The 13,330-nt window shown below is 68.1% G+C and carries 12 protein-coding genes and 1 pseudogene; 4 read left to right on the forward strand and 9 right to left on the reverse strand.

The window, feature by feature from the left end:
• Positions 1–75: 75 nt before the first annotated feature.
• Positions 76–677 (reverse strand): annotated as a pseudogene (locus ACZ9GM_RS07925) (SDR family NAD(P)-dependent oxidoreductase).
• 319 nt (positions 678–996) lie between these two features.
• Here ACZ9GM_RS07925 and ACZ9GM_RS07930 point away from each other — a divergent pair.
• A complete protein-coding gene (locus ACZ9GM_RS07930) occupies positions 997–1,605 on the forward strand; it encodes a TetR family transcriptional regulator (RefSeq protein ID WP_476037568.1) in 609 nt (202 codons plus the stop codon).
• Between the two features lie 19 nt (positions 1,606–1,624).
• Positions 1,625–3,094, forward strand: a complete 1,470-nt coding sequence (locus tag ACZ9GM_RS07935) for a phytoene desaturase family protein (protein ID WP_476037569.1) — start codon at positions 1,625–1,627, stop codon at positions 3,092–3,094.
• Here ACZ9GM_RS07935 and ACZ9GM_RS07940 read toward each other — a convergent pair.
• Complete coding sequence (locus tag ACZ9GM_RS07940; protein WP_476037570.1) at positions 3,036–4,217, reverse strand: acyl-CoA dehydrogenase family protein; 1,182 nt, start codon at positions 4,215–4,217, stop codon at positions 3,036–3,038. The two genes, ACZ9GM_RS07935 and ACZ9GM_RS07940, sit on opposite strands and share 59 nt — an antisense overlap.
• A 246-nt stretch (positions 4,218–4,463) precedes the next feature.
• On the opposite strand from ACZ9GM_RS07940, the gene ACZ9GM_RS07945 reads away from it, so the two are divergent.
• A complete protein-coding gene (locus ACZ9GM_RS07945) occupies positions 4,464–6,152 on the forward strand; it encodes an ABC-F family ATP-binding cassette domain-containing protein (protein ID WP_476037571.1) in 1,689 nt (562 codons plus the stop codon).
• Between the two features lie 249 nt (positions 6,153–6,401).
• Here ACZ9GM_RS07945 and ACZ9GM_RS07950 read toward each other — a convergent pair whose 3' ends face one another.
• The 7 genes from ACZ9GM_RS07950 to ACZ9GM_RS07980 all read right to left on the reverse strand — a co-directional run bounded on the left by ACZ9GM_RS07950 (position 6,402) and on the right by ACZ9GM_RS07980 (position 11,768).
• Entirely contained in the window at positions 6,402–6,575 is a 174-nt protein-coding gene (locus ACZ9GM_RS07950) for a hypothetical protein (RefSeq protein ID WP_291473074.1), read from the reverse strand.
• Entirely contained in the window at positions 6,551–7,078 is a 528-nt protein-coding gene (locus tag ACZ9GM_RS07955; RefSeq protein ID WP_476037572.1) for a sigma factor-like helix-turn-helix DNA-binding protein, read from the reverse strand. Before ACZ9GM_RS07955 ends, ACZ9GM_RS07950 begins: the two co-directional genes overlap by 25 nt.
• Complete coding sequence (locus ACZ9GM_RS07960; protein ID WP_476037573.1) at positions 7,075–7,350, reverse strand: sigma factor; 276 nt, start codon at positions 7,348–7,350, stop codon at positions 7,075–7,077. Before ACZ9GM_RS07960 ends, ACZ9GM_RS07955 begins: the two co-directional genes overlap by 4 nt.
• 108 nt (positions 7,351–7,458) lie before the next feature.
• The gene (locus ACZ9GM_RS07965) at positions 7,459–7,998 is read right to left on the reverse strand and encodes a DUF4334 domain-containing protein (protein ID WP_476037574.1); all 540 of its coding nucleotides are present in this window, start codon (positions 7,996–7,998) and stop codon (positions 7,459–7,461) included.
• 20 nt (positions 7,999–8,018) lie between these two features.
• Complete coding sequence (gene purH / locus ACZ9GM_RS07970) at positions 8,019–9,614, reverse strand: bifunctional phosphoribosylaminoimidazolecarboxamide formyltransferase/IMP cyclohydrolase (RefSeq protein WP_291473077.1); 1,596 nt, start codon at positions 9,612–9,614, stop codon at positions 8,019–8,021.
• The gene (gene purN / locus ACZ9GM_RS07975) at positions 9,607–10,269 is read right to left on the reverse strand and encodes a phosphoribosylglycinamide formyltransferase (RefSeq protein ID WP_291473078.1); all 663 of its coding nucleotides are present in this window, start codon (positions 10,267–10,269) and stop codon (positions 9,607–9,609) included. Before purN ends, purH begins: the two co-directional genes overlap by 8 nt.
• A 71-nt stretch (positions 10,270–10,340) precedes the next feature.
• Positions 10,341–11,768 carry a cell division protein PerM gene (locus ACZ9GM_RS07980; RefSeq protein ID WP_476037575.1) on the reverse strand — a complete coding sequence of 476 codons (1,428 nt, stop codon included), beginning with the start codon at positions 11,766–11,768 and terminating at the stop codon, positions 10,341–10,343.
• Positions 11,769–12,464: 696 nt separating this feature from the next.
• Between ACZ9GM_RS07980 and ACZ9GM_RS07985 the strand changes: the two genes are divergently transcribed.
• Complete coding sequence (locus ACZ9GM_RS07985; RefSeq protein ID WP_291473080.1) at positions 12,465–13,190, forward strand: M23 family metallopeptidase; 726 nt, start codon at positions 12,465–12,467, stop codon at positions 13,188–13,190.
• Positions 13,191–13,330: the final 140 nt, after the last annotated feature.

Here is a 13,330-nt window from a genome sequence, read left to right on the forward strand (position 1 = left end):
GGTCACCACGGCAATATCCGGTCATCACTGACTGGTGGTGTTGAAACTCCGGAGCATGCTTCCCCCTCTGGACCGTTACAGGAACAGGTCGATCTCCAGCGGCTCTTCGCCGCCGTAACCGGACACGTCCGCGACGCCTGCAGACCGGAGCACGTCGGAGTCGACGAGCGTATACCCGCTGACCATGCCTCGCACCGACATACCGAACTTGCCGACGGCATAGGCCGGGTAGCTGCCGATCCACTCCTCCAGATTGACCGGCGGCGACAGGGTGAGAATGTGCGCGTGGTCGGACTCCCACGGATACGGCAGGGCCGCCCGGGTCAGTGCGAGAGAACCGCGGATGTTGATGTCCGGCACGAGGTCCAGCCGATTCAACGGCAGGCCCTTCGTGGGGTGGAGGTTGATCGCACTGGCGTTGTTCAGGTCGATGTCCACACCACCGGACTGCTCGACAGTCTCATCGACGACACGGGCAGTATCCTCACCTTTCCGCACGTCACCGACGACGGGGGCGCGTGACCACCCGCCTCCTCGATCAATTTCGCAGCGGAGAAGATCGTCCCCGGAATGCGGAGGTCAGGCTCTGCTGTCTGGGCGAGCATCGCAACACTGGCGCCGGGCCGGGCGGCGGCCAGGGCAATCTCACGGCCGATACCGCGGGACCCGCCCGACATCACGATTGTCCGGCCCGCCAGCGCCCGGGGCGCCGGCACGGACAACGGAGGGCCAGCCGTACCTCCACGCCACGGGTCGATGGTCGCAGTGGTGGTGGCCGGGGACGGAGGGGAGAAATGAGTTCATATCAGGCGCGGTGACTCCGTGAAATTCGATTCTTCTGTTGTTGTGTTGTGAAACGCAGCACAGTATCGGCTAGCCTCTAACCAGTCAATGGTGACTATTTTCGTCGTTGTCCCTCTCAGACAGAGGCCGACCTACTGCTACCCTGTTCCACGACATGCAGCCCCGTCCGCACAGAGGCGACAGGAGGATTCCGTGCCACGCACCCCCCAGCAGGACCGCAGCCGTGAGACCCGGAGGAAGCTGCTCGACGCCGCTGTCACCGTGCTCTCCGGGCAGGGCGCAGCGGCGACGACCGTCAGCGCCGTGGCCAGTGAGGCCGGCGTCTCCCGCGGAGCGGCACAGCACCATTTCGCGACCCGGGACGTCCTCATCGAGGAAACAGTCACCGAGTTCTTCAACGCTCTCACCCATCAGCTGCGGACTGCCGTTGCTGACCTGCCCACGGGGCCGGACGGAGCCTCCACCGAGGATGTCGTCAGGCTGGTGACAGAATCATTTGCCAGCGATTCCTTTCGGGCTGCGCTGCACGTCTGGTCCGCCGCGGCCGGTCCTGAGGGCGAGCTCCGGGACCTGATCATCGCGGCAGACAGCCGCTACGCCAGGGAAGTCCACCAACTAATGGGACTGGCCCTGGATGCCGACCTTTCCGACCAGGCCACCCGGGAACTGCTGCGGATGACAGTCGACCTGGCCCGCGGTCTCGGCCTCGGTGCCGTGCTCGTCGACAACTCCGAGCACCGCCGGCGGGTCATCGACCGCTGGGCGGGCATCCTCTCTGAGGGCATCGTCCGGAACGACTGAACCCCACTACAGTCGGGGCATGCCGTCCCGACCACCCCACGCCGCCACCGTCGTCGGCTCCGGACCCAACGGTCTGGCCGCCGCGCTCGTGCTGGCCCGGGCCGGGGTGAAGGTCACCGTGGTCGAGGCCGCGGACACGGCCGGAGGGGGTCTGCGCAGCAGCACCGATACCCACGGCGTGCGCCACGACCACTGCGCCACCACCTTCCCCCTCGCCCAGGCTTCCCCGTTTTTCCGGGAGTTCGGACAGGCTTTGGCCGGTCACGGGCTGGAGCTCGCCACCGCACCGGTGGACGCCGTCCACGTCCTCGACACCACCCGCTCCGCGACACTGCACACCTCGGTGGCGGACACCGCTGCCGGACTCCCCGGAACAGACGGCCGCATCTGGCAGGCGTTCTTCGGACCGCTGGGAGACCGGGCTGACCGGGCGGCCAAAGTCACCGACGAGTTCCTGCGCCCGATACTCCATGTTCCCCGACACCCGCTGCTCTTCGCCGGGTTCGGGGTACAGGCCGGGCTACCGGCGTCCTGGTCCTGGCGACGCTTCCGTTCCCCCGAGGCACGCGCGTTACTTGCCGGGATCATGGCGCACGCGTTCACCCCGCTGAACCTGCCCGGGTCTTCGGCCGCGGGCACCATGCTCACCGTCGCCGGCCACGCCCACGGCTGGCCCGTCGCCGTCGGCGGATCACAGTCCATGGCGGACGCCATGCTGGCTGAACTGGCCACCCTCGGAGGTTCGGTGGTGACCGGGATGCAGGTCACCGACGTGTCCCAGGTCTCAGGGGCGGGTGTTCTTCTCCTCGACACCTCCGTGGAGGACGCCGCACGGATCCTCGGCGACCGGGTACCGGACCGTGTCGCCAGGTCCTGGCGCAGGTTCCACCGTGGCCCCGCGGTGGCGAAGGTCGACTACACCATCGAGGATGGGATCCCCTGGTCCTCGCCGGATGCCCGGCGCGCCGCCGCCGTCCACCTCAGCGGCACCGCCGACCAGGTCGCCGCGGCGGAGAAGGACTGCTGGCAGGGGCGACTCCCCCGACGTCCTTTCACCCTCGTCGGTCAACCCTGGCTCGCGGATCCCGGCCGCACCGTCGTCCACGACAACCGGCAGCTGAACCCGGTGTGGGCCTACGCCCACGTTCCGGCCGACTGGACCGGAACCGCACAGGACACCTTCGACCTGGTCACCGCACAGATCGAGGACGCCGCCCCCGGCTTCCGTGACCACGTCGTGGACTGGTCAGCGTCCACCCCGCAGGCGGTGGAGGTCACAGGACGGAACAATATCGGCGGGGACATCTCCGGCGGGGCCAACGACCTCGTCCAACTGCTGGCCCGACCCCGGCTGCTGCGTCCCTATGACACCGGTGTCCCCGGCGTGTTCCTGTGTTCCTCCTCCACTGCACCGGGCGGCGGAGTCCACTTCATGTGCGGGATGAACGCAGCGGACCGCTGTTGTCCCGGTGCAGGTGCCGGGCGATGACCATCCGCTGGATCTGGTTGGTCCCCTCGAAAATCTGCATGACTTTCGCCTCACGCATGTAGCGCTCCACCGGGAAGTCGCGGGTGTACCCCGCACCACCGAGAACCTGCACCGCATCAGTCGTGACCTTCATGGCACTGTCGGTGGTGACGAGTTTGGCCACGGACGCCTCCTCGGCGAAGGGCTCCCCGAGGTCCTTCAGCCTGGCGGCGGCGAGCATCGTCGCCCGCGACGAGGTGACGGCCGCCTCCATGTCCGCAAGCAGAAACGCCAGCCCCTGGTGCTCGATGATCGGCTGGCCGAAGGTCTCCCGCTCCTGCGCGTAGTCCACCGCCGCGTCCAGCGCACCCTGGGCCAGCCCGGTCGCACACGCAGAGATGCCCAACCGACCCGAGTCGAGTGCGGCCAGGGCGATCTTCAGTCCCTGTCCCTCCTCGCCGATCCGCTGGTCGGCGGGGATACGGACATCGTCGAAGGTCAGCGCCGCGGTCGGTGACCCGGTCAGACCCATCTTCCGCTCCGGTGGCCCCGCCGAGAACCCCGGTGTCTCCGCCGGGACCAGGAAGCAGCTGATGCCCTTCCCGTCACCGGGCTCGCCACTGGTCCTCGCCATGACCGTGTAGAAGTCGGCGAAGCCACCGTTGGTCACCCACGCCTTGGAGCCGTTGAGCACGTACGAGTCTCCCTCCCGTCTGGCCCGCATCGCCAACGCAGCGGGGTCAGATCCGGCATGCGCCTCCGACAGACTGTAGGCGCCGACCTGCGTACCGCCGAGCATCTCCGGCAACCACCGTTGCTGCTGCTCGCGGGTACCGAAAGTGGCGAGCGGGAAACAGCTCAGTGTGTGGACGGACACTGCCACGGCCACTGAGGCCCACACCGCCCCGATCTCCTCCAGTGTCTGCAGATACAGCTCGGTCGGCATCCCCGCACCACCGAGCTCCTCGGGGTAGACCATGCCGGGCACGCCGATCTCACCGAGCATCCGGAACGCGTCCTGCGGAAACTGCCCCGCCTCCTCGATCTCCGCGACCTGCGGGGCCAGCCGGTTGGTGACCACGTCCCGCACCGTCTCGATCACCGCGAGGTGTTCCTCGTTGTCCAGAATCCGTCGTGCCGGCATCGTCACTCTCCCTGTCCGGTTGGTGCGCTGTGAGGTTCAGGATACGGCTCCCGTGCTACGGTCAGACCCATGGGAACTCTGATTCACTAGATCTGGACGCCGCGTCGAGGACATCCTCCGTGGTGGGTCCTGAGCACGCCGTCGCCGTCTGAACGGGGATGCGTGTCGGTCCCCGATCCGATTCCGGTTCTCTCCTGGGGAAGAGAACCACCTGCAGCGTGCCTCCGCACGCCGAGGAGTTCCATCATGTCCCGACCATCATCCACTGCGTCCCTGCGCGAACTCACCGTGACTTTCGCCGACCGGACCGTGCTCGACCGGGTCGACCTCGTTGTCGGCCCACAGGACCGTATCGCCGTCATCGGCGACAACGGATCCGGGAAGTCCACCCTGCTCAGCGTTCTCGCCGGCACCGTCACCCCCACCTCCGGCAACCGGGAGGTGGACCTGCCCGGCGGCTTCGCCGTGGCCGAACAGGGCCCCGTCTTCGCCGCCGACGCCACTGTCAGCCAGGCGATCGACCACCTCCTCCACGACATACGGACGCTCGAGAGGGCGATCACCGAGGTCACCGGAGCGCTCGAAGTGGCGCCCGCCGCTGAGCTTCCCTCGCTCCTGGACCAGTTGTCCGAGCTCAACGACGTTTTCGAGTCCCGCGGTGGCCCCACCCTCGACCGCCGGCTGGACGCCGCCCTCGACCAGCTCGGTCTCGGCGCGCTGGACCGCGCGCGTCCGGTCGCTGAACTCTCCGGTGGTGAGCGCGCCCGACTGTCACTCGCCGCCGCCCTGTGCTCCGGCGCTGACCTGCTGCTGCTCGACGAACCGACCAACGATCTCGACGAGGACGCCGTGCGTTGGCTGGAGCGTCAACTCGACACCCACCGGGACGCCCTCATCGTGGTCACCCATGACCGGGCCTTCCTGGACCGGTTCGCCCGCGACATCATCGAGATCCGGGACGCCCACCTCCACAGGTACGGTGACGGATACCGCGGCTATCTCCGGGCCCGGGACGCCGAGCGGCTCCGGATCCGACGGGAGTACGAGCTCTGGTGCACTGAGCTGGCGCGTGCTGACAAGCTGGTCGTGACGAATGCACTGCTCAGCTCCGAGATCCCCCGAAGCCGGGAGAAACCCGGCTTCGGCCACGGCGCCTTCCGCACCCGCAGCGCCGACCACGGCGCCACCGGCCGGATCCGGCAGGCCAAGGCCCGGGCAGCGCAACTGAGGTCGGCACCCGCCGAGGTCCCCACTGACCCGTTGTCCTTCGCTCCGGACATGGCCGGCGCTGGGCTGGGCGATGCAGACACCTCGATGCCGCTGGTGACACTCCTCCCCGGACATCTGGAACTGCCCGACGACATGCCGCCGCTGTACCTGGACTCCACTCTGGAGATCCGGCCCGGTGACCGCTGGCTGGTGACCGGACCCAACGGAGCGGGCAAGACCACACTGCTCCGCGTCCTTGCCGGTGAACTCGGCGATCCACGGCACCGGCAGACCTCCGCTGGGCTGCGCGTCTCGAGGCTCCGGCAGTCACTCGCGACCCCGGACGGCGACGGACGTACCGCCCTCGTCGACACTTTCGCACGCGCCAGCGGGATGTACCGGGAGGACGCCACGGCCGCACTCGGCACACTCGGTCTCTTTCCTCCGGATGCCCTGACCGGAGCGGTCGCTGATCTGTCCGTCGGGCAGCGCCGACGTCTCGAACTGGCGGTCACCCTCACCGCACCCGGTGACCTGCTCCTGCTCGACGAGCCGACCAACCACCTCACCCCGGAGCTCGTCGAACAGCTGGAGGAGGCTCTGGTGGACTTCCCCGGTGCGGTGGTCACCGTCACCCACGACCGGCGCTGGCTCACCAACGCCCGACACCGGGACAAGCCACGGGAACTGCGCATCGCTGCCGGATCCGTCGCCGTCACCAGGTGAGGTCGGTACTCCGACCATTCCTTCCACGGGGTGGCCTCGATGACGACGTCGTTGACCGGGGCGAGATAGGTCTGCGTGCCGAGTCCGTCCTCCTCGCCGAAGGAGTCGAACTGCCACAGGTGGGGATCCTCGACGACTCCGATGAGGGTGTGGAAGAGACGGGCGATGGTCGTGCGGGGCATGATGCCTTCCTTTCTGATGGACGGCGGGAATGCCGTCACCGGATACGACGACACAGCTCTCCCGAACTCATCGGTCCAGCCGGAGATCCTCGAGAATCCAGGTGTCCATGACATGGGTGATCGAGGTGATGTGCCCGTCCCGGGTACCCAGGACATGCACGGCGAACGGGTCACCGTCATGGAAGACGGCGACGGCAGGTTGATGGTTGACCCTGGTCAGGAGACCGCCGAGGCCCGGCACACCTGCCCCGGGCCGCGCCACCACTGTTCGATGTCTTCCCTCCCCTCCGGCCAGAGGGTGTAGGGCGGCATCGAGAAGCGGGCGTCCTCGGAAAGTAGCGCGATCAGACGGTCGACGTCGTAGGCACTGAACGCCGCCACATAGTCACCGAGGACGCGGCGGTCGGCAGTGGAGTCCTCCGACGGTCCCCGCTCCTGCCGACGGCGCAGTGTCGTCCGGGCCCGTGCCAGCGCAGAGGTCACCGAGGCCACCGAGGAGTCCAGCAGCTCGGCACTTTCTGCGGCGGACCAGGCCAGGACGTCCCGCAGGATCAGCACCACACGCTGCCGCGGCGGCAGTGCCTGCAGTGCTGCGAGAAACGCCGACCGTACCGACTCGACCTGTACGTCGGCGTGCGCGGGGTCGTCGCTCAACCGGTGATCGGCGACCGGACTGCCCCAGACCGTCTCATCGCCCTTGTCCAGTGCGTCGCCTGTGGCAGGGACACGCTCCGAGGAGTTCACGTCCGTCGGCAGGCTTTCGCCATGTCAAGACAGACATGCGACGCGATGGCGTAGAGCCACCGCCGTAAGGAGGACCGTCCCTCGAATCCGCTGCCCCTGCTCCATGCCCGCAGGAAGGCCCCCTGGACCGCGTCCTCGGCTTCCGCGTAGGAGGCGAAGAAGCGGTAGCAGTAGGCGGGCTCGCCCCGGTAGGACTCGGCCTCAGTCTCACCAGCGGGGCCCCGGACACAGGTTCGGGAGTCATGGTTCCGGGGTAGTGTCCGTGCGGGCACGCGGTGACGGCCGCGACGGACAATGCCGCGCGGGCCGCTGTCGGCGGACTTCGGATGGTGTCCATGTCTTCCGAGGCCAACCCCGGTTCGGCGTCGGAACAGGGGTGGTCAGTCTTCCCGGTGCAGCGTGAACATGAACGGTGCATCCAGTGCACGGAAGTCCATGGCGCCGAAGAGTGTGTCCTCGTCCACCCGCCGGATATGGTCATTGACCGGCTGTGCGTCGTAGACCATCGTCCCGGAGACCACACCCCGGTACTCCACCATCCGCAACCGGGCGCCTGGCTTACGCGTCTTCGCCAACGGCAGCAGTCCACGCACCACTCTCCCGAGCTTCAGCCGACGCAGCACCGGAGCCGTCCTCATCGCCAGGCCCATCGGAACCAGCGCCGGATTGACCGCGAACAGCCCGCGGCGTCCCGCCATGACCAGCGGGTGGGCGTCCTCGGCAGAGTAGTACCGCTTGCCGTGCCAGCCCGAGAGTTCGAGGACGCCGTCCAACGGATTGCCGGTCGACACCTCCGCTCCGTGCCAGTTGCCCAGCATGTCCTCGACCTGCACCGGAGGCAGGGAATCGAAGAGCGCCAGGGCATCAGCGGTGCTGGTGCCCTGGCGCTCCATGGTGCGCAGTGCGGTGACGGGATCCATGCCCGCCACCGTAGGCGAAACTAGTGGGCGAAGTGACGCTCACCGGTGAGGTACATGGTGACACCGGCCTTCACGGCGGCGTCGATGACCTCCTGGTCGCGGACGGAACCGCCCGGCTGCACGACCGCGGTGACGCCGGCCTCGGCCAGCGCCTCGAAGCCGTCGGCGAAGGGGAAGAAGGCGTCGGACGCGGCGACCGCACCGACGGAACGCTTCTCGTCACCGGCCAGGGTGTTTGCGCGTTCGACGGCGATCTTGGCGGAGTCGACACGGTTGACCTGACCCATGCCGACGCCGACGGTGGCACCACCCTTGGCCAGCAGGATCGCGTTGGACTTCACCGCACGCACGGTCCGCCAGGCGAACTTCAGGTCGGCGAGGGTGGCCTCGTCGGCGGCGTCACCGGCGGCGAGGGTCCAGTTGGCGGGGTCGTCACCGGCGGCGTCGACCAGGTCGGTCGCCTGGACAAGCAGACCGCCGGAGACGTCCTTGTGGTCCAGGGAACCCTCGCGGACCGGGGCCTCGGTCGCCAGGATACGGATGTTCTTCTTCTGGCTCAGCACCTCGATCGCGCCGTCGGCGTAACCGGGGGCGACGATGACCTCGGTGAAGATGCCGGCGACCTGCTCTGCCATCTCGACGCTGACCTCGCGGTTGACAGCAATGACTCCGCCGTAGGCCGACACCGGGTCGCAGGCGTGGGCCTCGCGATGGGCGGTGGCGACATCGGCGGCGACGGCGATACCGCAGGGGTTCGCGTGCTTGATGATCGCCACACAGGGATCCTCGTGGTCCCAGGCCGCACGCCACGCGGCGTCCGCGTCGGTGTAGTTGTTGTAGCTCATGGCCTTGCCGTGGAACTGCTCGGCGTTGGCCAGACCGCCGGTGGCGCCCGGGGTCGTGTACACCGCGGCGGCCTGGTGCGGGTTCTCGCCGTAACGCAGGGTGTGGGCCCGCTCATGGACCTCACCGATCCACTCGGGGAACTGCGCGAACTCGCCCTCGGCGGTTTGCTCGGTCAGCCAGGTGGCCACGGCGACGTCGTAGGACGCGGTGTGGCGGAATGCCTGGGTGGCCAGCAGGGTGCGCTCACGACGGGTGTAACCGCCGGCATTCGCCGCATTGATGACGTTGGTGTACTCGGCCGGGTCGGTGACCACCGCGACCGACGGGTGGTTCTTCGCGGCGGCACGCACCATCGACGGGCCTCCGATGTCGATCTGCTCGACACAGGCGTCGAAGTCTGCACCGGAGGCGACCGTGTCGGTGAAGGGGTACAGGTTCACCACGACGAGGTCGAAGGGCTCCACACCGAGGTCCTTCAGCTGCGCCAGGTGGTCGTCCTTACGGGTGTCGGCGAGGATGCCGGCGTGGACGCGCGGGTGCAGCGTCTTCACACGGCCCTCGAGACACTCCGGGAAGCCGGTGAGCTCCTCGACCGGGGTGACCGGCACGCCAGCGTCCGCGATGCGGGAGGCGGTGGAGCCGGTGGAGACGATCTGGACGCCGGCCGCGTGCAGGCCCTGCGCCAGCTCTTCCAGACCGGTCTTGTCGTAGACGCTGATCAGGGCGCGCTTGATCGGGCGCTGCCCGTTGTCGGTGGTGGTTTCAGTCATTGATCCAGACCTTTCGTCCGTCGATGGTGTAGCCGTACCGGGCCGTGCGGTGCAGGACGTCAACGATCAGCCGCCGTTCCACCGTCTTGATCCGTTCGTGGAGTGACGCCCGAGTGTCCCCGCGCAGAACCGGGACCTCCCGCTGCGCGATGATCGGGCCGGTGTCCACGCCGTCGTCGACGAGGTGGACGGTGGACCCGGTGAGTGCCACGCCGTAGGCCAGCGCGTCCTCCACCGCGTGCGCCCCCGGGAAGGCGGGCAGCAGCGCGGGGTGGGTGTTGATGATCCTGCCACGGAACCGGCCGACGAACTCTGCCCCGAGAATGCGCATGAACCCCGCACTGACGATGATGTCCGGACGGCGGGACGCCACGGCGTCGGCGATGCGACGGTTCCAGGCGTCCCTGTCGTAGCCGGACTCACGGTCGGGGTTGTACGCGACGAGGAAGGTGTCCAGTCCGGCAGCGGCGGCACGCGCCAGGGCGTGGCACGGGCGGTCGGCCCCCACCGCGACGATCTCGACCGAGTTGTCGAGGGTGTCGATCATCGACTGCAGCAGTGTGCCTTCACCAGAGGTCAGGACGACCACCCGCAGGGGTGCTGTCGGGCTCAGTTTCCCCTTCTCGGGGGCCTCCGGGGGCGTGGACTCACTCACGCCCGTCTACTTTACGGGGTGCGGTTCGCGCGGGGAATGCCGGGGCAGGAGGCAGGACGCCGCGACGGGCGTCACTTGTCGTCGTCTGCCGCATCCGTGCCGTCGCCGGTGTTGTCTCCGGCGCCATCGCCCACGGCGCCGTCCTCGCCGTCCTCGCCGTCCTCGCCGTCCTCGTTGGCCTCGGGCTCTTCCTCATCCTCAGACCCGTCGTCCGTGTCCTCCTCCGCGGCACCCTCGTCGTCGGTGGGCCCTTCATCAGAGCCTTCGGAGCCGTCAGAGCCGTCAGAGCCGTCAGAGGCCTCAGAGGCCTCAGAGGCCTCAGAGGCCTCAGAGGCCTCAGAGGCCTCTTCCTCGGCCTCATCCTCAGCGACGTCCTCTTCGGGAGCACCCTCCGAATCAGCGGCGTCTTCAGTCTTCTCGTAGTCATCGAACTCCAAGTCTCCGGCGGACTCCGTGACGCGGCGTCCCGACCAGGCGACCCAGCCGAACACGACGAGGGAGGGCAGCACCATCCAGCCCAGGAACAGCAGCGGTGTCAGCCACAACAGCGGCCCGGTCGAGCCGTAGTAGCCCAGCTCTCCGCCGGCGAACCAGGCGATCAACAGTCCGGCGACGCCGGCACACAGGCCCGCGCCCATCGCGGTGAACAACGGGGACTCGATATAGCGGCGCCCCGCGAACCAGCGGTAGACGGTCACGACGGCGGCGACCGCCGGGATGAGCAGCCACACCGGGCCCAGCGGGATCGATTCATTCGGCATGACGGCCAGCACCGGCAGCGGCGGCATATTCGCGTTCGTCACCGCGAACAGTGAGGCACTGCCGTCGCCGATGTGCATCTCCCCGCCCATGATCACCGACGTCGCACCGACCGCAAGGTTCGGGAAATAGACCAGACTGAGCAGCGTCAGGCCCAGCACACCACCGGCCCCGCCGGCGATGTCGTACGCACGGCCCACCGCGGCATGGTTGACCAGCAGCCCGATGCCCGCCACGGCCGCCCCCACGAGCAGCAGTACCTTGAAGAAACGGTCGGCCAGCAGCACTGACTCGACCGGCCACGTCGGCATACCCCGTCGCAGCAGCAGCGCGCGCCAGATCTTCGGACCGAGTCCGGCGACGACCACGGCACCGTTGAACAGCACGGTCGTCAGCAACGCCAGGAGGATATTGGGTGGCGCAACATCGAAGACCTTCGAGGCGTCCCACACCATCAGCCAGGCGATGAGCGTGAAGACCGCCGGGACGAGGACGCCGAGCACCGCGACAGTACGGATACCGCGCACCGTCACCGTCGTCCCGCAGGCCGCCCTGATCCGACGGGAGTGCGCCACGAATATCAGGAGGGCGGGAAGTAAGGGGGCGACACCGAGGGACGCCCCGCTGATGGTCACCGGTGCGAGATTCGACAGCAGCCACATAGAACCGATGTAGGCCGGCACCGCACGGAAAGTCGTGCCGATGGCCAGGACCACGGCGATGACGAGCGCCACGGCCACGGTCACACCGTGGTTGAGGAGGATCCCCGGACCGAAGCGACGGTATGTGCGGGCCCCAGACCGACCAGAAGGCGCCGAAGCGCCCCTGGGAGGCGGGACGCCCCGAAGCCGGCGCAGCGGCCCGCTGACGCGGTTCCCTGGGGTCTGCACCATGGGCACCGTCGACGAACCCCTCTTCACCACGGGTCACACCACGCGTGGACGCGCGGGTGGTGGCGCGGGTGGTGGCGGACGACCGGGAGGCATTCCGGGAGAAACTCCGGGCACTCCCCCGTTCCGGGCCGGAGGAGCCAGCCCGCCGGCGCCGCTCCTCCGGCCCGCGACCGGCGTTACGTGACCGGGGACTGGGACGGTGGCTCTCGTTGTTCACCCGTCCCATTGTGCCTGCCGCAGGTCCGAACGTCGGGGAAGGGCACACCGGTGATTACGGACACCCTGTCAGACACCCCCGTCACACCAGTCACATATGGACGATGACCTGCTCACTCACAGGAGAACTAGACCCACCCCACCCCCGAACACCCATACCTCAATGTTGCTGAACCGTGATTTTTTACCGGAACAGGTTGCCCGCGGACCGTCTCCGCATTAGAGTTCACCCTCGTTAGATCACGATCCGGTCACGAAAGAGCGACCGGAAAGTAACAGCCCCAGGGTGGACGGCCCTGAAACGATCACACGGAGACACTGCAGACAATGACTGAAGCGCAGCAGCACACCAGCCACCGGAAGATGGACACCTCGGCCAAGCGCCGGATGGCTTTCGCCGCCGTCGCCGTGACCGGAGTCGCCACCGCCGGTGCCGCCGGTGCAGGTGCCGCCACCGTCCAGTCCGCAGACCGGGACGACGCCGCCGTCGCCCTCGCGTCCGACTCCAAGGTTCTCGCCCAGGGTGCCACTACCCCGGCCGCCGAGTCCGCCGCCCAGATCCTCGCCGCCCCCCAGGATCTCAACTTCGACAACCTCGGTGCACAGCTGTCCAGCGCCCTGGACTTCAACGCCGCGCGTATCGCCGAGGACCTGCTCAACCGCACCCCGCAGACCGTGAAGCCGACCGACGGCACCTACACCTCGGGCTACGAGGTCCGCTGGGGCACCATGCACAAGGGCATCGACCTGGCCGCTCCGCTGGGCACCCCGATCGTGGCCGCCCAGTCCGGCACCATCATCGACGCCGGTCCGGCCTCCGGGTTCGGTAACTGGGTCCGCATCAAGCACGACGACGGCACCATCACCGTCTACGGCCACATGCAGACCATCGACGTCACCGTCGGCCAGCAGGTCACCGCCGGCCAGAAGATCGCCGGCGTCGGCAACCTCGGCTTCTCCACCGGCCCGCACTGCCACTTCGAGGTCTACCCCGACGGCGTCAACTCCGTCGATCCCCAGGGCTGGCTCGCCGAGCGCGGCGTCCAGATCTAGTCTCCGCTCCCCGGGCAGCCTGACTGTCCCAGGCTCCCACCACAGAAAAGCCCCCGCGTCCTGATGAGGATACGGGGGTTCTCTGCTGTCTGCGGGTCCAGCTTCCTCTGTCCACCATTAATGTCCGTTTGTAGTGGCGG

The organism is Corynebacterium sp. UD i78 (genome assembly GCF_056280545.1).